At 70.5% G+C, this 21998-nt stretch carries 19 protein-coding genes and 8 pseudogenes; 15 read left to right on the top strand and 12 right to left on the bottom strand.

All coding sequences use genetic code 11. From position 1 onward, the window contains the following. Positions 1 to 99: 99 nt before the first annotated feature. The 5 genes from QQY24_RS33510 to QQY24_RS33530 are packed head-to-tail and all read right to left on the bottom strand — an operon-like array spanning position 100 to position 4280. The gene (locus tag QQY24_RS33510; RefSeq protein WP_367658030.1) at positions 100 to 990 is read right to left on the bottom strand and encodes an IS3 family transposase; all 891 of its coding nucleotides are present in this window, start codon (positions 988 to 990) and stop codon (positions 100 to 102) included. Between the two features lie 26 nt (positions 991 to 1016). After that, positions 1017 to 1325, bottom strand: coding sequence for a transposase (locus QQY24_RS33515; RefSeq protein WP_301970667.1), 309 nt, complete (start codon positions 1323 to 1325; stop codon positions 1017 to 1019). 38 nt (positions 1326 to 1363) lie between these two features. Continuing rightward, complete coding sequence (locus QQY24_RS33520) at positions 1364 to 2824, bottom strand: hypothetical protein (RefSeq protein WP_301976701.1); 1461 nt, start codon at positions 2822 to 2824, stop codon at positions 1364 to 1366. Beyond that, positions 2821 to 3156, bottom strand: coding sequence for a helix-turn-helix transcriptional regulator (locus tag QQY24_RS33525; protein WP_301976702.1), 336 nt, complete (start codon positions 3154 to 3156; stop codon positions 2821 to 2823). Before QQY24_RS33525 ends, QQY24_RS33520 begins: the two co-directional genes overlap by 4 nt. After that, entirely contained in the window at positions 3153 to 4280 is a 1128-nt protein-coding gene (locus QQY24_RS33530) for a site-specific integrase (protein WP_301976703.1), read from the bottom strand. The genes QQY24_RS33525 and QQY24_RS33530 overlap by 4 nt, the downstream gene beginning before the upstream one ends. Before the next feature lie 187 nt (positions 4281 to 4467). Here QQY24_RS33530 and QQY24_RS33535 point away from each other — a divergent pair. Continuing rightward, positions 4468 to 5399, top strand: a pseudogene (locus QQY24_RS33535) (IS3 family transposase); the annotation flags it as partial. On the opposite strand, the pseudogene QQY24_RS33540 reads toward QQY24_RS33535, so the two are convergent. After that, a pseudogene (locus QQY24_RS33540) lies at positions 5399 to 5930 on the bottom strand (IS6 family transposase); the annotation flags it as partial. The pseudogenes QQY24_RS33535 and QQY24_RS33540 overlap by 1 nt on opposite strands. A gap of 912 nt (positions 5931 to 6842) precedes the next feature. On the opposite strand from QQY24_RS33540, the gene QQY24_RS33545 reads away from it, so the two are divergent. Both QQY24_RS33545 and QQY24_RS33550 read left to right on the top strand, forming a co-directional pair. Continuing rightward, positions 6843 to 7208: a BlaI/MecI/CopY family transcriptional regulator gene (locus QQY24_RS33545; RefSeq protein ID WP_301976704.1), complete on the top strand. Its 366-nt coding sequence runs from the start codon at positions 6843 to 6845 to the stop codon at positions 7206 to 7208. 3 nt (positions 7209 to 7211) lie between these two features. Beyond that, a complete protein-coding gene (locus QQY24_RS33550; protein WP_301976705.1) occupies positions 7212 to 8276 on the top strand; it encodes a M56 family metallopeptidase in 1065 nt (354 codons plus the stop codon). A 202-nt stretch (positions 8277 to 8478) separates the two neighbouring features. On the opposite strand, the gene QQY24_RS33555 is transcribed toward QQY24_RS33550, so the two are convergent. After that, on the bottom strand, positions 8479 to 9237 hold the full coding sequence (locus QQY24_RS33555; RefSeq protein WP_301976706.1) for a polyprenol monophosphomannose synthase: 759 nt from the start codon (positions 9235 to 9237) through the stop codon (positions 8479 to 8481). Positions 9238 to 9472: 235 nt separating this feature from the next. Between QQY24_RS33555 and QQY24_RS33560 the strand changes: the two genes are divergently transcribed. Both QQY24_RS33560 and QQY24_RS33565 read left to right on the top strand, forming a co-directional pair. After that, entirely contained in the window at positions 9473 to 11122 is a 1650-nt protein-coding gene (locus QQY24_RS33560; protein ID WP_301976874.1) for a hypothetical protein, read from the top strand. A gap of 86 nt (positions 11123 to 11208) precedes the next feature. After that, a complete protein-coding gene (locus tag QQY24_RS33565) occupies positions 11209 to 12003 on the top strand; it encodes a hypothetical protein (RefSeq protein ID WP_301976707.1) in 795 nt (264 codons plus the stop codon). A 137-nt stretch (positions 12004 to 12140) separates the two neighbouring features. Here QQY24_RS33565 and QQY24_RS33570 read toward each other — a convergent pair whose 3' ends face one another. Together QQY24_RS33570 and QQY24_RS33575 are read right to left on the bottom strand one after the other, a co-directional pair. After that, positions 12141 to 13073 (bottom strand): M48 family metalloprotease, encoded by a 933-nt coding sequence (locus QQY24_RS33570; protein WP_301976708.1) that lies wholly within the window; start codon positions 13071 to 13073, stop codon positions 12141 to 12143. Then, entirely contained in the window at positions 13070 to 13441 is a 372-nt protein-coding gene (locus QQY24_RS33575) for a BlaI/MecI/CopY family transcriptional regulator (protein WP_301976709.1), read from the bottom strand. Before QQY24_RS33575 ends, QQY24_RS33570 begins: the two co-directional genes overlap by 4 nt. Positions 13442 to 13556: 115 nt before the next feature. Between QQY24_RS33575 and QQY24_RS33580 the strand changes: the two genes are divergently transcribed. From QQY24_RS33580 to QQY24_RS33600, 5 genes and pseudogenes are all read left to right on the top strand, one after another. After that, the gene (locus QQY24_RS33580) at positions 13557 to 14240 is read left to right on the top strand and encodes a DedA family protein (RefSeq protein WP_301976710.1); all 684 of its coding nucleotides are present in this window, start codon (positions 13557 to 13559) and stop codon (positions 14238 to 14240) included. Continuing rightward, on the top strand, positions 14237 to 14842 hold the full coding sequence (locus QQY24_RS33585) for a phosphatase PAP2 family protein (protein WP_301976711.1): 606 nt from the start codon (positions 14237 to 14239) through the stop codon (positions 14840 to 14842). The genes QQY24_RS33580 and QQY24_RS33585 overlap by 4 nt, the downstream gene beginning before the upstream one ends. After that, on the top strand, positions 14839 to 15612 hold the full coding sequence (locus QQY24_RS33590; protein ID WP_301976712.1) for a phosphatase PAP2 family protein: 774 nt from the start codon (positions 14839 to 14841) through the stop codon (positions 15610 to 15612). The genes QQY24_RS33585 and QQY24_RS33590 overlap by 4 nt, the downstream gene beginning before the upstream one ends. After that, entirely contained in the window at positions 15566 to 16228 is a 663-nt protein-coding gene (locus tag QQY24_RS33595; protein ID WP_301976713.1) for a response regulator transcription factor, read from the top strand. Before QQY24_RS33590 ends, QQY24_RS33595 begins: the two co-directional genes overlap by 47 nt. After that, a pseudogene (locus QQY24_RS33600) lies at positions 16225 to 17617 on the top strand (sensor histidine kinase). The gene QQY24_RS33595 and the pseudogene QQY24_RS33600 overlap by 4 nt, the downstream one beginning before the upstream one ends. Here QQY24_RS33600 and QQY24_RS33605 read toward each other — a convergent pair. After that, positions 17598 to 17774 (bottom strand): annotated as a pseudogene (locus QQY24_RS33605) (hypothetical protein); the annotation flags it as partial. The pseudogenes QQY24_RS33600 and QQY24_RS33605 sit on opposite strands and share 20 nt — an antisense overlap. A 20-nt stretch (positions 17775 to 17794) precedes the next feature. Between QQY24_RS33605 and QQY24_RS33610 the strand changes: the two are divergent. After that, positions 17795 to 18196: pseudogene (locus QQY24_RS33610) on the top strand (EamA family transporter); the annotation flags it as partial. A 55-nt stretch (positions 18197 to 18251) separates the two neighbouring features. After that, positions 18252 to 18635 (top strand): tRNA-binding protein, encoded by a 384-nt coding sequence (locus tag QQY24_RS33615; protein WP_301976714.1) that lies wholly within the window; start codon positions 18252 to 18254, stop codon positions 18633 to 18635. 440 nt (positions 18636 to 19075) lie between these two features. On the opposite strand, the pseudogene QQY24_RS33620 reads toward QQY24_RS33615, so the two are convergent. Then, positions 19076 to 19303: pseudogene (locus QQY24_RS33620) on the bottom strand (transposase family protein); the annotation flags it as partial. Positions 19304 to 19337: 34 nt separating this feature from the next. Then, positions 19338 to 19712: pseudogene (locus QQY24_RS33625) on the bottom strand (transposase); the annotation flags it as partial. Positions 19713 to 19772: 60 nt separating this feature from the next. Between QQY24_RS33625 and QQY24_RS33630 the strand changes: the two are divergent. The 3 genes and pseudogenes from QQY24_RS33630 to QQY24_RS33640 form a co-directional block, all read left to right on the top strand. Continuing rightward, a pseudogene (locus tag QQY24_RS33630) lies at positions 19773 to 20084 on the top strand (DDE-type integrase/transposase/recombinase); the annotation flags it as partial. Positions 20085 to 20258: 174 nt separating this feature from the next. Continuing rightward, entirely contained in the window at positions 20259 to 21077 is an 819-nt protein-coding gene (locus QQY24_RS33635; RefSeq protein ID WP_301976715.1) for a barstar family protein, read from the top strand. 191 nt (positions 21078 to 21268) lie between these two features. After that, on the top strand, positions 21269 to 21994 hold the full coding sequence (locus QQY24_RS33640) for a dienelactone hydrolase family protein (protein ID WP_301976716.1): 726 nt from the start codon (positions 21269 to 21271) through the stop codon (positions 21992 to 21994). Positions 21995 to 21998: the final 4 nt, after the last annotated feature.

The raw sequence follows: 21998 nt of genomic DNA on the forward strand, positions 1-21998 counted from the left end.
TGTGATCGCCGGCGGCGTATCGGCTCCATGTCCCGCCGGTCTCTCTGATCAGGCGGCTGGTGGTTTTGTGAGGTTCCCCCGCTGTGCGGGAGTGGCTGACTAGCTGGTCAGGGCGGCTTGACGTGGTTTCAGGTTCACTTGTTCGGCTGCTGCCTGGTCGGCGTAGTGCTTCTCCTCGAACTCGATGGGGCTGAGGTAGCCGAGCCGCTTCTGGATGCGGCGGGGGTTGTAGAAGCCGTCGATGTACTCGAAGAGCGCGAGGTTGGCCTCAGCTCTGGTCGCGAAGACGCGGCCGCGGATGCACTCCGTCTTGACCAGCATCCACAGGTTCTCCGCCAAGGCATTGTCGTATGAGTCGCCGACTGAGCCCATGGACGCCTGGATACCCGCTCTGACCAGGCGCGTTGTGAGCTTGATGGACGTATATTGCGTGCCGTGGTCGGCATGGTGGACGAGTTCGCCGGGGGCGACCTCGCGGCTGGCCAGCGCGTACTCCAGGGAGGTGAGGACCAGGTCGGCGTCCGCGCGGGCAGAGGTCTCCCAGGCCACGACTCTGCGGGAGAAGGCATCGCGGATCGCCGATAGCCAGAGCGGTCCCTCCAGAGTGGAGACCATGGTCAGATCGGTGACCCACAGCCGGTTCGGTGCGCGTGCCGTGAAGTCACGTTGCACCAGGTCAGGGGCGATTTCGGCGTCCGGGTCCCGGCGGGTGAAGCCCTTGCTCCGCCGCGGGCTGATCCCGGCCAGGCCGGCCTGGCGCATGAGCCGCTCGACCCGCTTGCGGCCGACGTGGACACCCTCGCGTTTCAGGACGGCATGGATCCTGGGTGATCCGTAGATGCCGCCGGAGTCCCGGTGGATCTGCCGAATCTGTCCGATCAGCTCGGTGTCCTGGCGGATCCGTTCACAGGGCTCCTTCTCGGCCTGGCGCCAGCGGTAGTAGGTGGAGGAGGGGATGTGCAGTTCCCGCAGGACGGGCTCGACCCCCAGGTGCGGGTGCTCGTCGAGGAGCGTTCTTACCTGGGCCGGGTCGGGTCGAGCTGCGCGGCGAAAAAAGCCGAGGCCGTCCGCAGGACCTCATTCGCCCGGCGCAGGTCCCGCACCTCGCGTCGCAGCTGGGCGAGCTCTTCCCTCTCCTCGGTGGTGAGCAGGTCATCCCGCTCGCCGGCGTCGGCCTCGGCCTGCCGGATCCAGCCCCGCAGGGCCTCGTGATGCACACCGAGTTCCTCGGCCATGCGGCGGATCACGGGCTTCGGCTCAGCAGTCCGGTACATCCGCACCGCACGCTCTCGCAACTCCAGCGGGTACTTCCTCGGCGCAGGCATCGTCTGGGCTCCTCTCATGAGACCCATCTGACCCGTTGTCACCATTCCCCGCATCTCGGGGGAACCTCATTGTCGTGGTAGCCGAGGGCGTCCGCGGCGACAGGGGCGGGCAGTTCGAGGAGCTGCTGGCGGATGGCGGTGCCGCGGGCAGCGGCGGCCGGGACCCCGACCTCGTTCAGGAGCGCGGACAGATGATCCGGGCGGGACGGCTGGCCGGCTCGGCGGCCCGGGAAGAGCCAGCGGGACGCCGGGTTGGTGGCGGTGTTCATGTTGTCGCGGTTCGCGATGTGCTCCAGCAGCAAGTCAGCGACCGGTGCGGGAACGGGCGAGGCTGGATCCCCGAGCCTCAGCAGCACGGTCTCGCCGACGCGGATCACGTCGTCGACGCTGAGCCGGACGATGCGGCTCACGGGCTGCGCGTAGAGGAGCACGATGACTCCTGCGACACGCAGACGCATCGGAATCTCCGCGTCGGTCAGCAGTCGGCCGAGGGCATCGAGGCGCTCGTCCTCGCTCAGTGCGGCCCGCCGGGAGACCTTCATAGCGGGGATGGAAAGAGAGCGTCGGCAGTGGCGGCCCTGCACGGCCCAGTTGAGGAAGGCTCGCAGGCAGGTGCGGCCGTGTTCGGTGTTCTCGGCGTACCAGGCGTCGATGTCGATCTGGCCGCAGGACGCGAGGGTGCTGTTGCGCTCACCGAGCCATTGCAGGAAGGCGGTAGCGTACTTGATCTGCTCGGCGGCGAACCGTCGGACGCTGGGGGTGATGTGGCTTCGCTCGGCGCGGGCCCGCAGCCGAGGAAGGACGCGCCAGGTCGCGAAGAGTCTGATCGTCTTGACGTGCTCGGGATCGGCGATGTCGGCCAGGTGCCCGGGAAGCCAGCGCTGGAAGGAACAGAGATACTTGTCGACCGCGGGCAGGACTCCGCAGGTCATCAGGAGTTCTTCCAGATGAGCGGCGGCCCGCCAGGGCTGGAGCTCGTGGAAGGCGTCGTGGGTCAGCGGGACCTGGCCGAGGCCGAGCCGCCGCGGCAACTGTGAGGCGTTTCCCGGCTGGCCGCGGCGCATCTCCAGCCAGGCCAGCCCGCTCCTGGGTTTGTCCATCGCCACCAGCAGGTCGAACAGCGGGACCAGCGCGGGACGGATATGACTGGTGCCGTCGTCCAGGAGCGCGGTGAGGCGGTCGGTGAGCGTGCAGCGTTCACACAGTCGCCCGCCCAGGAGCTTGCCCTCGAATCCGCACCGTGAGCAGTCGAAGGTCTGGGAGAAGCCGGCGCAGGTAGTGCAGATCGGAGCCCCGTCACTGGGGCGGAGCCCGGGAAGGGCACGGTCCCGGCCGCATCCCGGGCAGATGCCCCTTGTCCGGACGGCGCGGTGCGAGCAGGTCCGGCAGACATACCCGTCCGGCCAGGTGCCGGCCTTGTGTCTGCGGCGGCCGCAGCGGCAGCACTCCGCCATGTACCAGCGTTCGTACTGGTCGTCGGTGGCGTGGGAACGGGTCATGCGTCGGGCAGGATGCGGGCGGCGCGGGGCCGCAGCTTTGCGACGTTCGCGGGCGGGGCGGGCAGGTCTCCGGTGGCGGTCTTGCGGACGCCGGCGTTTTCGGCGGTGGTGGCCACCAGGTCGGCCGGGGTGCAGGACAGGATGTCGCAGAGCGCGGCCATGACCTGCAACGACAGACGTTCCGGGGTGCCGGAGACCAGGCGGTGGACCTGGGAGGCGGACAGATCGATGCCCCGCTCGCGCAGCAGCGGCACCAGTTCGGTAGCCGTGAAGATCTGCTGCTGGGCCATGATCTCGCGCAGCCGCCACGTGTATCCCACCTTGCGTTTCATGCTTGCCTCCCGGTCTGGGTCTGGAGGGCCGCGGCGATGGTGGAGTCCAGGTGCCGCCGCAGGGTGCGGGTGCGAAAGTCCAAGGAGACGCAGGTGTAAAGAGAGGTGGTGCTGGCGTGCTCGTGGCCGACCTGCTCCTGGACGAAGCGCGGGTCCCAGCCGTCCTCGATGAGGTGGGTGACGTAGGACCTTCGGAAGGAGTGGAAGTCGAGTCCGTCGTCCAGGCCCAGGGCCTTGCGGTAGGCGATGAAGCGGGAGTTGAGCCGCTGGCAGCCGATCCGCATGCCCCGCTCGGAGGGCCAGGCCGCCGGGTTGTCGTCGGTGTCGAACAACGGGCGGACCTCGGTGAACCACTCGTCCAGGACGTCCGGGGTCCAGTCGAACACGGTCAGCACCCCGCGGCGCTTGGGCGGCGAGCCCTTCTTCGCCTTGCCGAACCGGACCTGGCACCGGCCGCACTCGCCGAACTCGCGTCCGTGCGGGTTGCGGCCGAAGTCGGCGGCGTCCAGCATCCGCGTCTCATTGCGCCGCAGTCCGTAGGCGTAGGCGGTCTTGAACAACGTCGCGTCGCGGAATGCGGGCAGCCAGCCCTTGCGGCTGAAGGCCCGGATGCGGGCGACCTCGTCGTCGCAGTGCGCGAAGAACGCGTGCAGCTCGGCCTTCGTGAACGCGCGCTTCTTCGCGTCCGCCTCGTTGTCCTGGACGTGCACCGCGGTGTTCCACTCGTGCACCACCTGCACCGGATGAGTGCCGAACCGCTTCTCGCAGGTCGCCGTCCACTCGTAGAGCGGATCGGTAATGAAGTGGCAGAAGGCCCGCACGGCCTCGGAGTACGAGCGGATCGTCGAGCGCTTCAGATCCCGCAGGGAGCGCAGGTCACCGAGCCACTCGTCGACCAGCGCCGGCGTCCACAGCCACGGGTAGGCGTTCACGTAGGCCGCAAACGCCTTCACCGTGTTCTCCCGGCCCTCCACCGTCGTCCGGGCCAGATTCCGCGCGAGCTGCTGGTTGGCGAACCCTGTCAGCATCGCCGCGAAGACCTGTTCCTCCGGCCGCAGCAGAGGTGCTCCGTCGACCATATGCAGCCCCGCCGCCCCCGGCACCGGCCCGCTGAACCCCACCATTCCGCCACCCTCCGTCACTCGCATCAGGTGCGAGAAAACCGCATCCGATGCGAGAGGGCGGCAAATCCGCAGGCCAGCCATCCATACGAGTGACACAGCTGGCAACCACGAGCTGAGCCCGGGACTGCTGCACGGATAGGTGACACCTGACCTGGCTTGCTGAGAGGCGGCCTGGAAGGATGTCGCAGTGCCCAAGCCGTATCCGAAGGAGTTCCGCGAGGACATCGTGCGGGTCGCGCGTAACCGCGAGCCCGGCGTCACGCTGGAACAGATCGCCGCCGACTTCGGCGTCCACCCGATCACTCTGTCGAAGTGGCTGCGCCGTGCCGACACCGACGAGGGCGCCAGGCCGGCAGCGGCGTCGGGTGAGTCGGCCCAGCTGCGCGAGGCCCGCAAGCGCATCCGGCTGCTGGAGCAGGAGAACGAGGTCCTCAGAAGGGCAGCGGCGTATCTATCGCAGGCGAACCTGCCGGCAAAATGATGTACCCGCTCGTCCGCGAGCTGGCCGCCGCCGCTGCCCCTCACCGGGTGCCGGTGGCGGTGACGTGCCGGGTGCTCGGGCTGGCCCGCCAGCCCTACTACCGGTGGCTGACCAGACCGGTCACCGACGCCGAGATGGCCGAGGCATACCGGGCCAACGCCCTGTTCGACGCGCACCGCGACGATCCAGAGTTCGGCCACCGCTTCCTGCTCGACGAGGCCCGCGCCGCCGGCGAGGCGATGGCCGAGCGGACCGCCTGGCGGATCTGCCGGGACAACGGCTGGTGGAGCGCCTTCGGCAAGCGAAGAGGCCGCGGCAAGAACGCCAAAGCCGGGCCACCGGTCCACGATGACCTGGTGCGGCGGAACTTCACCACCGACGGGCCGAACCGGTTGTGGCTGACAGACATCACCGAGCACCCAACCGGCGAGGGCAAGCTGTATCTGTGTGCCATCAAGGACGTGTACTCCGGCCGCATCGTGGGCTATTCCATCGACGCCCGAATGAAATCCAGCCTCGCGGTGAGAGCCCTTGAATCCGCAGTGGCCCGTCGCGGCCAGGTCGCCGGATGCATTGTTCATTCCGACCGCGGGTCGCAGTTCCGCTCACGGAAGTTCGTGTCCGTTGTCGTACGTCATTCGCGTTGCCGGGTCGGCTGGTGTGAGTTCTCCGCCCGGTTGGTCAGCCCTTTGTGTGAGCGGTGCTCCACCGAGGGCATCACCTCACGGTGGGCGGCGCCGTAGGAGCGGAGCTTGCCGGTGACGATCCCCCCGCGGCGTCGACCCGGTCTTCTTGAGGAGCCGGCGGAAGAACCGCCTGGCCGCGGCCTTGTCCCGGCGGTTGTGGACCAGGATGTCGAGCACGTTCCCGTCCTGGCCGACGGCCCGCCACAGGTACTTCCGCTCCCCGTTGACGCTGATGAAGGCCTCATTCAGATGCCACTTGTCGCCAGGCTGCGGGCGCCGACGGCGCAAGGAGTTCGCGTAGGCCTGGCCGAACTTCAGGCACCAGCGGCGGATGCTTTCACAGGAGACGATGACACCCCGCTCGAGCATCAGCTCCTCGACCTCACGGAAGCTGAGCGGGAACCCGAAGCACAGCCACACGCAATGAGAGATGATCTCCACCGGGTACCGGTGCCCCCTGCACGACGGCAACGCGCTCTCCACGACAAGACCCTCCCGAGCATGACCATCCCATGCGATCAGCCAACGTGACAGCACCTGCCTCCGTTAAGGGGCTGCCGGCGGAAGGCCCTGGGGCTGTTATGGTTCCGGTTCGGATTCTGGGGCCTTCCCCGCCGTTGGGGCGCGACCGGTCGTCGAGGTGATGCCGGGTGGTGGCGGGGCAGTGGGGAAGGAGGCTGCCGTGGTGGAGTGGCGGCCGTTGCGGGCCGGTGCCCGAGCCGGTGGCCGCGCCCCTTGCCTGGGCGGGCGCCTTCATCGGGACTTTGCTGAGCCGGCGCCGCAGGACTCCACGGACCGGGCCTGCAGCGGCGCGGTCGTGAGGGTCGCGGCGGCGGTGCTGTCCGTCGCGGCGGCCGCCGGCGCCGTAGCGCTGTCGACGGCGCAGCGCGGGACCGGTGTGTGTCGTTCTCGCCCTACCCGGTGACTTCCATGTTCTTCCGCTCCTGGTGGAGTCGTACGATTCCATGTCGATGCCGAGGCGGGTGGCGTGCTCGACGAGTGCCGGCGGAGCCGCCGTCCGATGGGACTTTGCGGATGGCGGGGCGGGCGGCACCCACCCGGGAGATCAGACGGGTGTCGGCAACGGAGCGTGGCCAGCCACGCGAGCAAGCAGTCCGAGGGGGTCGGCGACGCTGCTCCGCTTTGCGGCCAGCCGGGACGCTGGTGAAGGTCTTCACCCTCTGCCTCTCGATCACGCACGCGGATAGCTCCCCAGGCTTGCCCTCCACGTGCCGTGACGTGGTCTGACGCAGCGGGCCGATCGTTGAGGCAAGCACGGCGCTCATGAGGGGGAAGGTTTAGCCTGAGAGCCCGGGCCGGAGAGAGGCATGGTCAGTGCGAGACGGACACCACGACGAAGGCGGCGGGTCGTCCCGCAGGCGGGGCAGGGGGGAGTTGGAGAGCAGTGTGCTGGCTGCTCTCTGGGCAGCCGATGGCTCGTTGACGGCGAGGCAGGTCAGGGAAGTGCTGCCGGCGGACCTGGCGTACACCACGGTGCTGACGATCCTGTCGCGGCTGTACGACAAAGGGGTGCTGGTCCGGCACCGGGAGGGGCGCAGTTACGCGTACGAGCCGGCTCGGGACGAGGCGTCCCACACCGCCGAGCAGATGCGTACGCTGTTGGAGCACGGCTCCGACCGGGAGGCGGTGCTGGCCCGGTTCGTCTCCGAACTCTCCGAGCGCGACGGGCAGTTGCTGCAACGGCTGCTGGCCGGGGATGACCACGCCGACCACGCCACGCGGTCCGGCGAAGGGCCGTGAGCGGTGCGGATCAGCGTCTACATCCCGTTTCTTCTCACCGTCGTCCTCGCGGCGTTCGCACCCCGGTCGGCGCGGCGGCTGCCTCCGTGTCCGGCCGCCTGGGCACTGGCCTGCGTTGCGCTGGTCACGGTGGTCGGCTGGCTGGGGTCGCTGGCCCTGCTGGCGTTCACCGGGCTCGCGCAGATGCCCGAGGTCGCCGAGGAAGGACGCTGGTCGGTGTCGGCGTTGCGCGCCGCGGACCCGGTGCACCTCGTCATCGCGGTGGGCAGCGCGCTCGCCCTGCTCATCGCGAGCGTGGCCCTCGCAGCCGCCGCTGTACGCCAGGCCCGCCACGTCAGGTGGGCGCGGCGGGAGTGCGCGCGGCTGCCCGGCGACACCGAGCTGGTCGTGCTCGATGACGACTCCCCGCTGGCGTTCGCGCTGCCCGGTGCACCGGGGCGGATCGTGGTGTCCCGGGGCATGCTGCGCTGCCTCGCCGATGGCGAGCGGGAGGCGCTGCTGGCGCACGAGCGGGCCCATCTGCGGTGCGGGCACCATGTCTTCCAGACCGTCTGGCGGCTCGCGGCGGCCGCGAATCCGCTGCTGCGGCCGCTGGCCACCGCGGGCGACTTCGTCCTGAAGCGCTGGGCCGACGAGGTGGCGGCGCGTGCCGGCGACCGTACGGTCGCCGCCCGCGCGGTGGCCCGGGCCGCCCTCGCGTCCACCGCGCACTCGTCCCGGGGCGCGGCGCTGGCCGCGACCGGCGGCGCGGTCCCGCAGCGGGTTCGGGCCCTGCTGGCGCCACCGCCCCGGCTCCGCGTCCTGCCTTTCGTCGTGGGCGGGATGCTGCTCGGCCTGTGCTGCGCGAGCCTGGCCAACGCGGCCTCCGACAGCGAGGCGATGGTCGACAGCGCCCAGTACGCGACATATGCGGCGTCCGCCCACCGACCCGCGCCCGGGCACCGGTCCGGCGTCCGCGGTGACGGGGCCGACGCCGATGAGCGGCGGGACCGCATGCAGCACGGGCAGCAGTCACCAGTGCCGCACACCGGTCAGACACACGAGGGCGCCGCCGTCGGCCAGGACTGACCGAGGACGCCGGGAGGGTCGTGGCAGATCCGATGGGGCGCCGGCCGGAGGCCGGTGTCACCGCCGCCGCGCCGTCGACTGGCCCAGGCAATCGGAGTGTTCGGGCGGCGATCGGGCGTTCGGATCGCGTGTCGGGTCGGCGTCGTGGTTGGGCGCGATGTCCGGGGGGAGCCGTTTCCGGGTAAGTCGGAGGCGCTCTTCGTCACCTGGCCCGCCGCAGGTGCGTGAGCGGTTGCAGCCGTGAGCGCAGGCCCCACACGGTGACGCGCCCCAGTGCCTCGGTGACGATGGACCGGTTCATTTTGCTGGCACCGTGCCGCCGCTCCACGAAGGTGATCGGCACCTCGGCGACCCGGAATCCCCGCTCGACCGTGCGGCGCAGCAGATCGACCTGGAAGCAGTACCCCTGGGACTCGACGTCCTCCAGGCCGATCCCCTCCAGTGTGTGCTGCCGGAACGCCCGGAAGCCGCCGGTCACATCGCGGACCGGCAACCGCAGCAGAAGGCGGGAGTAGGCGCTGCCGCCCCGCGAGAGCCACCTGCGGGAGGCGGGCCAGTCGACCGCCTGGCCCCCGGGCACCCAGCGGGAGCCGAGAACCAGGTCGGCGCCCCTGTCGAGCACCGAGAGCAGGCGCGGCAGTTCCTCGGGGCGGTGGGAGCCGTCGGCGTCCATCTCGACCAGCACGTCGTAGCCGCGTTCCATGCCCCAGCGGAAACCGGCGAGGTAGGCGGCGCCCAGGCCCTGCTTGCCGGGACGGTGCAGGACGTGGACGTGGTCGTCGTCCTCCGCCAGTTCGTCGGCGATCTTTCCGGTGCCGTCCGGGCTGTTGTCGTCGGCGATCAGCAGATGCGCGTGGGGGACGGCGGAGCGGAGCCTGCTGGTCACGGCGGTGATGTTGTCCGCCTCGTTGTACGTGGGGACGACGACCAGGATGCGGGCCGCATCGGTGTCGTTGTTCATGGGCAGCGCCTTTCCCTCTCTGTGGAACCGCCGTCGGCGATCTCTCCTCTACAAGATGTAGTAGGTGATCGCCGGGTTGCTTTCAGGGAGAATCCATATGGACGACGATCCGCAGGCAGGCATACACACGGGCACCACGACCGCCGTGGATCCGCCCCCCGTGACGGCACCTCCGCACACCGTGCCGCTGCAAGCACGTCTGCCGGACGCCGCGCCGCCGCAGTGGCACCGGGGCATGACCTTGATCGCCACGATCAGCCTGTTCATCGGCACCCGGGCCGCGTGGACCAGCGCGATGCTGTCCGCGCCGCCCGTCGCTGCCGTGATCTCCGTCTGTTACGCCGGGATCTTCGTCGCCGGGGTGTGCACCCTGGCGGTACGCAGTCGCAGGGCGCTGGCCCGGGTCGACGTCGGCGTGCTCGTGCTGGCGGTCACGCTGGCGCTGTGCGGGTACTGGCTCTACCACGCGGGCAACGACGAGGGGGCGCTCACCGCGCAGGCGGCGAGCGAGATCCTGCACGGACACCCGATCTACGGGCAGCCCTGGCCGTGGCTGTTCGGCACGCCGAGGGTCGGCATCACCAAGACGATGTCCGGCGGCGCCGACTACACCTACGGCTATCCGCCGCTGACCGCCCTGCTCGCCGCCCCCGTCCACGCCGTTCTCCACTCGACGGCGGCCGCGACCCTGGTGACCACCGGGGCTCTCCTGACGGGCACCGTGGTGCTGTGGCTCCTGCTCCCGGCGCCCTGGCGGTCGGCGGCCACCGCCGTGTGCCTGGGCTTCGGGTTCCTGCCCACCTACGCCCATGCCGGCTACCCGGCCATCACCGCACTCGCCCTGCTCGTGCCGGCCGTCGTCCGCTGGCACGGTACCGGCGCGGGCGGGCGGCTCGGGCGGCACGGCGCACTGCGCGCCGTCTGCCTCGGCCTGGCCTGCGCCGCCCAGCAACTGGCCTGGTTCCTGGCGCCGTTTCTGCTCGTCGGCATCTACGCCGTCCGGCGCGGCGAACTCGGACACCGCCAGGCCCTCGCCACCACCGCCCGGTACACCGGAGGCGCGTTCCTGGCCTGGCTGCTGACCAACGCCTACTTCATCGCCCAGGCGCCGGGCGCCTGGCTGTCCGGCAGCCTGCTGCCGCTCACCCAGAAGGCGATCCTGCACGGACAGGGCGTCACGGGCATCTCCTACTACTTCACCGACGGCAGCAGCCGCCTGGACTACTACTCCTACGCCAGCATCCTGCTGCTCCTCGGCCTGCTCGCCGGCACCGTGCTGTTCGTGCGGCGGCTCGGCCCGGCGCTGACCGTCCTTCCCTGGTGCGCCTTCTACTTCGCCACCCGCTCCCAGGACGGCTACTTCTTGATGATGACGCCGCTGTGGCTGGCCGCCGCCGCGACCGTCCCCTCATCCGCTCTGGCCACGGCCTGGCAGCCCCGCCTCCCCCGCGTCAGTGGCCGCCGTGCCAAAGCCGCCCTGGCCTGTGGCCTGCTGGCTCCCGCCTTCCTGTGCACGGGCGTCGCGGCCGCGAGCCCGCCCCCACTGCGCCTGACCATCGACCGGACGGCGATCGCCGACCGGTCCCCGCACCGTCCGGGGATCACCTCACTGGTCGTCCAGGCCACCAACACCACCGGCACCGCCATCGCCCCGCACTTCGCCACCCGCACGGGGCAGGGCGCCTCCGGCTGGTGGTCCGTCGGGTCCGGCCCCGCCGTCCTGCGCCCGCACGCCCGAGCCCGGTACGTCCTGCGAGCCCCGGGCGGCTTCCACGCCCTGCCCGGCGGCACACACCCACGCATCTCACTCATAGCGGTCTCCGGCACACCGATGACCATAACCACCACCCCGATTCCACTGCCGGTCCCGGGCGGCAGCGCATGACCGGCGGCAAGCACCGTGCGAAAGGAACAAGAACAACACCCATGACGTCCTCCGTGAACCGTGATGTCGCGCCATCGTTCCGAGCCATGGGGACAGCGCAGCTCCAGCAGGAGCAACCCCCGCTCGGCATACGCCACATGGCGAGCAAGGTCCCCGAAGTCACCTTCTACTTCTGGGTCATCAAAGTCCTGACCACCGGCATGGGAGAGACGGCCTCCGACTTCCTCGCCCACCTGCTGGGCCCCATCCCCGCCGTCGCCCTCGGCGGCCTCGCCTTCGCCGCCTCACTCGCCCTTCAGCTCTCCGTGCGGCGGTACGTGCCATGGATCTACTGGACGGCCATCGTCATGGTCAGCGTCTTCGGCACCATGGCGGCCGACGTGCTGCACGTGGGCCTGGGCGTCCCGTACACGTTGTCCACCCCCCTGTTCCTGACCGCTCTCGCGGCGGTCTTCGCGACCTGGTACGCGAGTGAGAGGACGCTCTCCATCCACAGCGTCCACACCCGCCGCAGGGAGTTGTTCTACTGGGCCGCCGTGCTCGCGACCTTCGCCCTGGGCACGGCGGCGGGCGACCTGACCGCCACCACCGCGGGCCTCGGATACCTCGGCTCCGGCGTCGTGTTCGCCGCCGTGATCGCCGTCCCGGTCGTCGCCCACCGGTGGCTGGGGCTGAACGCGATCGCCGCCTTCTGGTCCGCCTATGTGGTGACCAGGCCGCTCGGCGCCTCCTTCGCGGACTGGATGGCGGTCTCCTCCGCCCGTGGCGGCCTCGGCCTGGGCCTGGGCCCCGTCACCCTCGGCTGGACGATCGCGATCCTCGGCCTCGTCGGCTACCTCGCCGTGAGCGGCAAGGACGTTGCCACGATCGGCGTCAGGTGAACGCGAAGGCGAACGCCTCGGTGAAGAAGACCCGGTGACGCCGTAAGCGGCGGGCGGATCCGGTAGCGGCGGGCCCGCACGGGGGAAGCGCGCCCGCCCTGCGCAGCGGCCCGCGGCACCTCCCCAAGAGGGTCCGCTCAGCGCGGCACCTCGCCCTGGGCGACCTCCACCTCGTGGTGGAACACGACCACGCCGGTCGTCGCGGCACAGGCCGAGACGACCGCGCAGGCGGCGAGGAGCAGCGCGATCCAGGAGGCGCTGCGGGGGCGCTCCGCGGGGGTCGCGAGGAGGGCCGCGACCCGCTGGGGCACGGGGCCGGTGGTCGCGGCGGAGGCGAAGTCCGGGCGGGTGGACGGTGCGGCTCGGGTGGCGAGGGCGGCGCGCGCGATGGCCTGCGCGGTCAGCCGGCGGTCGCCGACGGCGGCCGCCGCGGCCTCGTCCGCCGCCCGCTCCGCGGCGAGCTGGACGGCGTCGCGGACGCGTGGCAAACCTGGGTGACAGTGGGCCGCCAGTTCCGCGGCGAGCAGGAAGCGGTAGTGGCCGCCCGCGTTGTGCGCCCGTTCGTGGGCGAGGAGCACCTCACGCTCGGCGGGGGCGAGGGTGCGCAGCATCCCGGTGGTGACGACGATGCGGTGGGGCCGGCCCGGCAGGGCGTACGCGTCCGGGTGGGGCGAGTCGACGACGCACAGGTCGCCCGCGGCGGGGCTGCTCTCGGCCTGCCTGCGGGCGGTGCGGTAGGCGCGGATCTGGCGCAGGGCCGACCGCAGCAGCGTCCAGGCGCTGACCGTGAGCACGCCGGTGGCCACCGCGGCCACGGGCAGGACGAGGGCGTTCGGCGGCGTGTGCAACGGGTGGACGAGCTCGCCGAGCGGGGCGAACAGCGGGAGGGCGAGCAGGCCGGTCAGGACCAGTGCGCCCAGTGCGGACACGGAGGCACCGGCCAGCACGGTCGCGGTGAGGGTGAGCGCCCGGAGCGCGGCGACGGGGTGGAGACGGTCGAGCGCGCGCCCGGCGAGACCGTGGACGGCGAAGGGCAGGAGCAACGGGGGGACCAGCAGCAGGACGTTCATCGCTCACCCGATTCCAGGAGTTCGCGCAGTACGCGCTCGTCGCCGGAGCTGAGCCGGGCGACGAAGCGGGCCAGGACCGTCTCGCGGTCGGTGTCCCGCTCCAGTTCGCTGTGCATGCGGCGGGCGGTGAGGCCGGGGGCGTCCTCGACGGGGTAGTACGCGTAGCCGCGGCCCTGCCGCTCGCGGCCGACGACGCCCTTGTCGTGCAGGCGGGTCAGGATCGTCGTCACGGTGGTGCGGGCCAGGTCGACGGCGAGGTCGGTCTGCATCTGGCCCGGTGTACGCGGCCCGTCGGCGGACCACAGCGCGGCCATGACGCTGGCCTCGAGCTCGCCCGCCGGCCGGCGTTCGTCCTTCGCTTCGGTCATGGGAACGATCCTCACCCCGTCTTCGTCTACAGTGCAGTAGACCGTCTACAGGATTGTAGTCGGCCGGGTGCCGTGTCCGCGTGCTCCCGTCCGTCCAGTATGAGAGGGCTCGCGTATGACAGGGCTCGCGACCGTGGCCGCAGCTGCGGCGCCGCAGCTGGCAGTGAATGTCCTCAGTGCACAGTCCCTGCTGTCCGCCTTCGGCGTGCTGGGGGTCGGCGTGGTGCTGTTCGCCGAGACAGGGCTGCTGATCGGCTTCTTCCTGCCCGGCGACTCCCTGCTGTTCACAGCCGGTCTGCTGTGCACCGGGACGGCCCCCGGCGGGTTGCGGCTGTCCCTGGCACCGCTGCTGGCCGTCGCCGCCGTGGGTGCGCTGGCCGGTTCGCAGTGCGGCTACCTGATCGGGCGGAAGGCCGGCGGAGCGCTGCTCGCCCGCAGCCGCTCGGCCCGTCTCCAGGAAGGGGCCCGTCGCGCGGAGGAGCTGCTGGAGCGGTACGGGCACGCGAAGGCGATCGTGCTGGCCCGGTTCGTGCCGGTGGTGCGCACGGTACTCAATCCCCTCGCGGGCGCCCTGCGCGTACCCATAGGGACGTTCACCGTGTGGCAGGCGGCCGGCGGGCTCGTCTGGAGCCTGGGGCTCATCCTCGCCGGGTACGCCCTCGGCTCGTCCGTCCCCAACGTGGACCGCTATCTGCTCCCCATGGTCGGAGTGATCGTCGCCCTGTCGCTGGTTCCGCTCGTCGCCGAGCTGTACCGCTCCCGCCGGGCGGCCGTCGGGCAGAAGGGAGCCGAGGGGTGATGCTCGCCTTCGACGGGGCCAGGATCGACGGCTCCGCCTACACCGACGTGGTGGACCTCGCCCACCGCTCCCCGGCGTGGCTGGACGGCCTGGTGTCCGCCTGGTCGACGTACGGCCTGGGCCTGTTCGCCGTCCTCATGGTCGTGGGCTGGTGGCGGGCACGGCACGCGGGCGCCCGTGCGGCGGTGGTGGCACTGGCCGCGCCGGTGACCGTCGTCGTGGCGTACGCGGTGAACGACGCGCTGAAACTGGTGGTGCGCGAGGACCGGCCCTGTCAGAGCCTGCGGGTGGTGACGCTGGAGGCGTGTCCGGCGCCGGGGGACTGGTCGTTCCCCAGTAACCACGCGGCGATAGCCGCAGCGGCCGCCGTCGCGCTCCTCTTCGTCTCCCGTCGCCTCGGTACCGTCGCGGCGGTGGCCGCCGTGGTGATGGCCGCCTCCCGGATCTGGGTCGGCGCGCACTACCCGCACGACGTGGTGGCCGGTCTGGCGGTCGGGGCTGTCGTCGCGATGCTGCTGACAGCGGCGGTGCGCAGGCGTCCCGACGCGCTGGCGCGGCGGCTCACCGCGACACGGCTGAGGCCGCTGCTGGTGGCGCCGTGAACCGCAGGGACGTCGCTGACCTGGCCGGCTGCACGGGACTGGGCGCTCTGACGGCGTTCGGTGTCCTGCTCATGGTCGTGGTCGGCGGCGACGGCGCCGTGCAGTTCGGCGACGAGGACTTCCACTCCTGGCCTCTAGCGCACCGCCCGGCCGTCGCAGTGGCACTGGCCCAGGGTGTCACCGCCACGGGGACGGGTGTGGTCCCGTACGTGCTGGCCGCCCTGGCGGGCCTCGTCGCCGCTCGGACGCTACGCGGCCGTCTGGTCACCGTCGCCCTCTGCGCGGCCTGTCTCGGGGCCGGGCAGGCCGTCCGGTACGGCGTGATGGAGCTGACAGCCCGGTCCCGCCCGCCACGGGTGGACTGGGTGACGCACGCCTCGGGATGGTCGTTCCCCTCCGGCTACGCGACGACCGCCACCCTCACCGCAGGTCCACTCGTTATCGCGGTGCTCGTGCGCGGCCCCCGCGGCAGAACCCCGCTCGCCCTCGCCGCCTGCTGCTGGGGCGCGCTGGTCGGCCTGACCCGCGTCTACCTCGGCGTGCACTGGTTCACCGACGTCCTCGGCGGCTGGCTGTTCGGCCTCGGCTGGCTGGGGCTGTGCCTCGCCGCCACGGCCAGGTGGCTGCCCGAGCAGGTCCTCGCCGATACGGGACAACCGGCAGCGGAGGACGCCGCCGCTGCCGGTCCGCCCCAGGAACAGCCACGAGAACAGGTGAAGCACCATGCGCCCCAAGATCCTGGTCGTCGAGGACGATCACGCCCTGCGTGACGTGCTGCTGCGCGGCCTGCGCGACGAGGACTTCGACGCCGTGCCCGCGCAGGACGGCGCGACCGCCCTGCGCCTGGCCGGTGACGGCTTTGCCGGCGCCGTCCTCGATGTAGGGCTGCCCGACGCGGACGGGCGGGACGTCTGCCAGGCGATGAGGGCGAACGGATTCCTCTCGCCTGTCATCTTCCTGACTGCCCATCACCGGCTCACCGACCGGTTCAGCAAATTCTCCGCCGGCGGCGACGACTACCTGCCCAAACCCTTCCACTTGGCCGAACTCGCCGCGCGGCTGCGGGCCGCCGTCAAACGCGGCGGGCCTCGCCCGGCCGCCGCGGCCGGAGACCTGGTCCTGGACGCCGTCCGGCACCGCCTCACCGTGCGCGGCACCCGCGTCGGCCTGACCCCCACGGAGTTCCGTCTGCTGGCCGCGCTCATGGCCGCGTCCGGCGACATCGTCAGCCGCCGTGAGCTGATCAGAGCCGGCTGGCCCGAGGGGGCACACGTCAGTGACAACACCCTCGACCAGTACCTGACCCGGTTGCGCCGCAAGCTCCGGGACAGCGGCAGCGCGCTGACCGTCACGACCGCCCGCGGAATCGGCCACTGCCTGTCATGACCGGGCGCCTCTCCCGGCTGGTCTCCGGGCTGATCTCCCGGCCGGTGTCACGTCTGGCGCCCCGCACGCTGCGTGGCCGGCTGTCCCTGGTGGCCCTCACCACCGCCGCTTTCGTGCTGGTGATCCTCACCGTCGTGTTCAACACCGCCGTCCGGCAGCACCTCCAGCGCCAGGCGGACGACGAACTGCGCACCCGGGCCGCCGCCGTCGCCACCACCATCGACACCGGCCGGGCGGGAGTGCGGGTCCGGGAGACGTCGAACGACGAACTCCTCGACACGAACGTGTGGATCTACGCCGGCACGCATCTGCTCGAACGGCCGCCCTCCGCCACCGCCACCAGCCCCCTCACCCGCGCCGCCGGCCGGCTCGCCGCGCGCGGCGAGCAGCACTGCGCCACCGTCGAACACGCCGGTAGCCCGGTCCGGCTGTGCGCGCAGGCCACAGGCAGCACCGCGGCCGTCGTCACCGCCCTCGCCCTGTCGCCCTACCGCGGTTCGGCCGACACCCTGCTCCTCGCGTCCCTCGCCCTCGACGCCGCCGTTCTCGCCTGCACCTACGTGCTGACGCGGCTGGCGGTCGGCCGAGCGCTGCGGCCCGTGAGCACCATGACGGAGCAGGCCACCCAGTGGAGCGCCGTCGCCTCCACCGAGCGCTTCGGCGCCGACCACCAGCCCACCGAACTCGCCCGCCTGGGTGCGTCCTTGGACGCGCTCCTGGACCGCATCCGCGCGGTGCTGCGCCACGAATAGCAGCTCACCCCAGGAGCTGTCCCACGAACTGCGCACCCCGCTCAGCCGGATCATTGCCGAACTCGACTGGTAGCAGGCCCGGCCCCGCTCTGAAGCCGACACCCGTACCACCCACGCGGCCCTCGCCGACGCGGCCCGGTCCACGCGCACCATCTGCGACACCCTGCTCGACGACGCCCGGGGAAGTGCCTCCGCCGCACCCGGCACGGCCAGTGTGCTGCCCACGCTGCGCCGCCTCACCGAACGCCTCGGTGTATCCGGGCGCTTGGAGGTCGTCGTCCAGGCCATGGACCCGGGCCTGGAAGCCGGCGTCCCGTCCGCGCTCCTCGAACGTACCGTCAGCCCCCTCCTCGACAACGCCCTGCGGTACGCGCGTTCACGCGTCAGCGTCGTAGCGGCCCGGCAGCCGGACGGCGTGACCATCGACGTCACCGACGACGGTCCCGGCGTACCACCGCAGCTCGCCGGGCAGCTGTTCCAGCCGGGCCGACGTGCCGATCCCGCCGACGGGCACGGCGGAGCGGGCCTGGGGCTGCCGCTCGCGCGGCGCCTGGCCCGCTCCGTCGGTGGTGAGGTCTCCTACAGCCCCGGTCATGCGCTCGGGACGCGGTTCGTGGTCAGCCTGCCGGCAGGGTGACCCGGTCCCGCTCGGTGACGTCCTTCCGCGTCACCGACAGGAACACGACGAGGCCGAGGATGACGGCGAGGAACAGCACACTGGTGACCACCGTACCCAGGCCGAGGCCGCCGTCCGCGGTCGGCTGGGACAGGTAGTCGCCCACCGAGGCGCCCAACCGCCGTCGGCGTCGCCCTCGGGCTACTCGTCGGTGCGGCGTACGCCGTCTACTCCTACAGCGCCGGACGCCTCATCCGGCGGGGGGCTTCATCCCGTTCTGTGATGGGGGTGATGTTCGGTCTGGGCGGCGTCATGCTCGTGCCCGTGCTCGTGGTAACTGGAGGACCGCTACTGAGCACGCGTGCAGGGCTATTGGTGGCCGGCTATCTGGCACTGGTACCCATGGCACTTGCCTACTTTCTCTTCGGGCGGGGCCTGGGCCATGTCACGGCGAGCACGGCGGCCACCCTTATCCTGGTGGAGCCGGTGGCGGCCGCGGTGTTGAGCGTGGTGGTCGCGGGCGAACACCTGGACCCGCTCGGGTGGGCCGGGATCGTCCTGGTCGGTGTCGGAATACTGATCCTCGACGATCGTGAATAATGTACGGACTCGCCTGATCTGACCCAAAAAGCTTACATTAAAAGCAAATTAAAGGATGACGACCATGACAGCCGCCGAGTCCGCAGCCAACCGGGACGAGCAGACCATGGAGAAGATCGACGCCGGACAGTTCTTCGGGTGCGAGTTGCGGGTGGGACGTGTGATCGAGGTCGAGGACTTCCCCGAAGCCAGGAAGCCCGCCTACAAGGTGGTCGTCGACTTCGGTCCGGCGGGTATCCTGCACACGAGCGCACAGCTCACCCACTACGACCACGATTCCTTGAGGGACCGGCTCGTCGTCGGCGTGGTCAACCTCAAGCCTAAGCGGATCGCGGGTTTCCGGAGCGAGTTCCTGCTGCTCGGGTCGTTCGACGCCGAGGGCCGGGCCCAGCTTCTCGTCCCGGCGCAAGGGGCAACGCCTGGAGATCTCGTAGGCTGAGACGTCCCTTCGAAATTTCTGGAGCCGAGGACTGTATTCCGCAACCTCGGCGAAATCGGCGGAACTGCAGTGACGTGCGAGTTCAATTCAGGGTCGTGGACCACCGAGTTGCGCCAATCCCGTTACTCGGCATACGGAATTGAACTCCTATCAGAAGAATCTGAACCCATATGGTGGAGTGCTATTCCGCGGCGGTAAATAATCCCAATTCCAGCAGTTCGGCACAGAAAGCCTCTCTGTATTTATGGAAGGATCCTGGACCCGTTTCCTGGTCGAATCCACCACCCCTTTCGGCCGCTGCGTCACCGTGAGATTCGCCTGATCGTGCGTGCGCCGCTTCCCGCATCACAACCGCGTCAGCCCCCTCCTTTACGCACCGCGCAAAGGAGCAGAATGTCCCGTCGTCTTTTCACCTCGGAGTCTGTGAGCCGTTTGCAACCTCAGATTGACGTCGCGAGGTGAAGCGCGAGCACGGTCTTGACCAGGTCGGTGATGCGGGTTGTGCTGCAGCGGAGTTTGCGCAGCAGCCGCCAGGACTTCAGGGTGGCCATGGCCTGCTCGCCGAGCGCGCGGATCTTGGCATGGGAGACGTTCACTGCGCGCTGGCCTTCGGAGAGCTTCTCCCAGCGGCCGCGGTAGGGAACGCGAACCGTGGCGCCGGCGCCTTGCTAGTGCTCTGACCGCATAGGTTCGCCGGGTCGCTCAAGCCGCGGTGGTGAGGGGGCGTCCGCCCCAGCGGATGCCTCTTTCGCTGCGGATGCGGGCGTGTTCTCTTCGTTCGGCGGCCAGGACGTCGCGGTGGCGGGCGTTGGCGTTGCGCCAGCGGAGGTAGGAGTGCAGGGCCCGGGTCTGCACGGGGTGGTTGGAGTTGGCGATGGTGAACTGGCGCAGGGGTCCGAAGTGGGCCTCGATGGGGTTCGCCCACGAGGCGTAGGTCGGGGTGAAGCACAGCTCGACCTTGTATTTCTTCGCCCAGCGACGGATGGCGGCGCCCTTGTGGGCGGACAGGTTGTCCATGATCACGTAGGTCGGGGCGCCGTCGGGTCGGGCGGCGCGGATCGACTTCAGCGCGGCCAGCGGGCGCTGTCACGTTGGCTGAGCGGTGGGGTGATCTTGGGGTTGATCAGTCTGGGAAGGGTGGTCCGTGGGGGCGCGTCGTTGTCGTGCCAGGGTCAGCGGTACCCGGTGGAGGTCGTCTCCCCCTGTGGGTGGCTGTACCACCGCTTCCCGCTGTCGTTGCGCGGGGTGGAGGAGCTGATGCCCGGGCGCGGGGTCGTCGTCTCCTGCGAAACGGTTCGCCGCCGGTGCGCGAAGTTCGGGCAGGCCTGCGCAGGCGCGCTGCGCCGCCGGCAGCCTCGGCCCGGGGACAAGTGGCACCTGGACGAAGTCTTCATCCAGGTCAACGGTGAGCAGAAGTACCGGTGGCGGGCCGTCGACCAAAACGGCAACGATCTTGGACATCCTCGTGCTTCTCTGCACTTCACTCTCATGGGTGAAGGCGGGTATGTGGCTCGTCAAAGAACATCCGAGATGGATGCGAGGGGGTCAGGGGTGGTGACGGCGCCGGCGGCCGCCGGGCAGATCCCCCGGCGTCGGTAAGATCAGCGCTCTCATGGGGGTGCGATGCGAACGTCGGGGCTGGGCGGCGAGGGGCAGAAGTACGCGCTGACCTCGGATGAGGACGACAGGGATTTCTGGGGCTTCGCTCACGAGGCAGAGGGGTTGTTCACGCCCCTGCCGGGTGAGGGGGGCGCGCGCCGAGTGCACCTCGCGGGTTGCCTCCCGCAGGATGGCCTACTGAGGTGCGTTGACCACGTCGGCAGTCGTCGTGCCGTGGCGGGGAACGCCTGGTTCGAGCTCCTCGACGGTGACGGTGCCACCACGGGGTCCTACTTCGTCAACGAGGTCACCGTCATCGACGTCAAGCCCTCCGCCAGCGGTGCCGGCCTCGTCGACCTCACGGTGACGCTCTGGTGCGAGAACGCCCTGCCCGGAGCGGAACGACCGTGGGAGCTGATCCGCACCGGTCACCTGAACCACACCGGAATGTGGCACGAACTCGCGCCCGAGGACCGATACGCGTGGCTGTCGGTGGCCCTGTGGTTCCGGGAGTACCAACGCCAGGGGAAGCCCGATGCACCTGCAGGCCAGGTGTTCATCTTGGACGGCCGACATGTCGTTGACCGGGACACCTTCTACTGCGCGATCGGTGAGGCCATCAACGGACCCGGTGGATACTTCGGCTGGAACCTGGACGCCCTGGACGACTGTCTGAGAGGCGGCTGGGGCGCGACCACTCCGTTCACCTTGCACTGGGACTCCTCGGCCGAGGCTCGGACACGGTTGGCAGAGCGTGTGCCCGTCGGCGATCGCGAGCTTGTGCTGTTCAACCTCCTACTGGAGATCTTCGAGGTACGAGGTGTGAGCGTCATCCTTCGGTGAGAGTCTGTGAACAAACCCCGTCTGCGCGCAGCGGCGTCCGGTGCGCCCGCCCTTCGGGCGGACGGCGGTTTGTTCACAGGCGCTGAGCTGAACCGCTGACGGGGTGGTTCCGGAATACGCCGGAGACCTGCCTTCTGCCAGCGGCAGAACACCGGCCCGACCGGGCTCGACGATCACTACAGTCCAGGCTCATGACGACAGTTACAACGCGCACGATCGAATACGCGGCCGACGGCCTGACGATGATTGGGCACCTCGCGCTCCCGGCCGGTGTCGACCGCCGGCCCGCGGTCCTGGTCGGGCCCGAGGGGGTGGGGCTCAGCGACGTCGAGCGCCGCCGGGCCGATGCGCTCGCCGAGCTGGGATACGTGGCGCTGGCCTTCGACCTCCACGGCGGGCGCTATTTGGGCGACCCTGAGGAGATGTTGGCCCGTTGCATGCCGCTGCTCGCCGACCCCGACCGGATGCGAGGCATCGGCCACGCGGCGCTCGACCTGCTCCGCGCCGAGCCGCGGACCGACCCGGACCGGATCGCCGCCGTCGGCTACGGCACCGGGGGCGCAATCGCGCTGGAACTCGGGCGCGACGGCGTCGACCTGCGCGCGATCGCGACAGTCAACGGACTGACCACGGGCCGACCGGGCGAGACGGCGCGCATTCACTGCCCGGTGTGGGCCGGGGTCGGGTCAGAAGACCCGATCATGCCGCCCGCGCAACGGGACGCGTTCACCGCCGAGATGCAGGCTGCGGGCGTCGACTGGCGCCTCGTGGTCTACGGCGGCGCCTTGCACGCCTTCCATCACCCACCGGTCGACCACATCGTGCTTCCCGGGGTCGGTTATCACCCTCAGCACGCGCAGCGAGCTTGGCGGGACGTCGTCGAGCTGCTCGCCGAGTGCCTGCCCGTAACGGAGTGATCTG

Origin of the sequence: Streptomyces sp. TG1A-8, assembly GCF_030499535.1 — a bacterium.
In the GTDB taxonomy this organism is placed as follows: Bacteria; Actinomycetota; Actinomycetes; order Streptomycetales; family Streptomycetaceae; genus Streptomyces.

Bases quoted from the DNA above. Each gene is read 5' to 3' on its own strand.
- QQY24_RS33515 (WP_301970667.1), bottom strand. From the start codon at position 1,325: ATGCCTGCGCCGAGGAAGTACCCGCTGGAGTTGCGAGAGCGTGCGGTG.
- QQY24_RS33520 (WP_301976701.1), bottom strand. From the start codon at position 2,824: ATGACCCGTTCCCACGCCACCGACGACCAGTACGAACGCTGGTACATG.
- QQY24_RS33525 (WP_301976702.1), bottom strand. From the start codon at position 3,156: ATGAAACGCAAGGTGGGATACACGTGGCGGCTGCGCGAGATCATGGCC.
- QQY24_RS33530 (WP_301976703.1), bottom strand. From the start codon at position 4,280: ATGGTGGGGTTCAGCGGGCCGGTGCCGGGGGCGGCGGGGCTGCATATG.
- QQY24_RS33555 (WP_301976706.1), bottom strand. From the start codon at position 9,237: ATGAACAACGACACCGATGCGGCCCGCATCCTGGTCGTCGTCCCCACG.
- QQY24_RS33560 (WP_301976874.1), top strand. From the start codon at position 9,473: ATGACCTTGATCGCCACGATCAGCCTGTTCATCGGCACCCGGGCCGCG.
- QQY24_RS33565 (WP_301976707.1), top strand. From the start codon at position 11,209: ATGGGGACAGCGCAGCTCCAGCAGGAGCAACCCCCGCTCGGCATACGC.
- QQY24_RS33570 (WP_301976708.1), bottom strand. From the start codon at position 13,073: ATGAACGTCCTGCTGCTGGTCCCCCCGTTGCTCCTGCCCTTCGCCGTC.
- QQY24_RS33575 (WP_301976709.1), bottom strand. From the start codon at position 13,441: ATGACCGAAGCGAAGGACGAACGCCGGCCGGCGGGCGAGCTCGAGGCC.
- QQY24_RS33580 (WP_301976710.1), top strand. From the start codon at position 13,557: ATGACAGGGCTCGCGACCGTGGCCGCAGCTGCGGCGCCGCAGCTGGCA.
- QQY24_RS33595 (WP_301976713.1), top strand. From the start codon at position 15,566: ATGCGCCCCAAGATCCTGGTCGTCGAGGACGATCACGCCCTGCGTGAC.
- QQY24_RS33615 (WP_301976714.1), top strand. From the start codon at position 18,252: ATGACGACCATGACAGCCGCCGAGTCCGCAGCCAACCGGGACGAGCAG.
- QQY24_RS33635 (WP_301976715.1), top strand. From the start codon at position 20,259: ATGCGAACGTCGGGGCTGGGCGGCGAGGGGCAGAAGTACGCGCTGACC.
- QQY24_RS33640 (WP_301976716.1), top strand. From the start codon at position 21,269: ATGACGACAGTTACAACGCGCACGATCGAATACGCGGCCGACGGCCTG.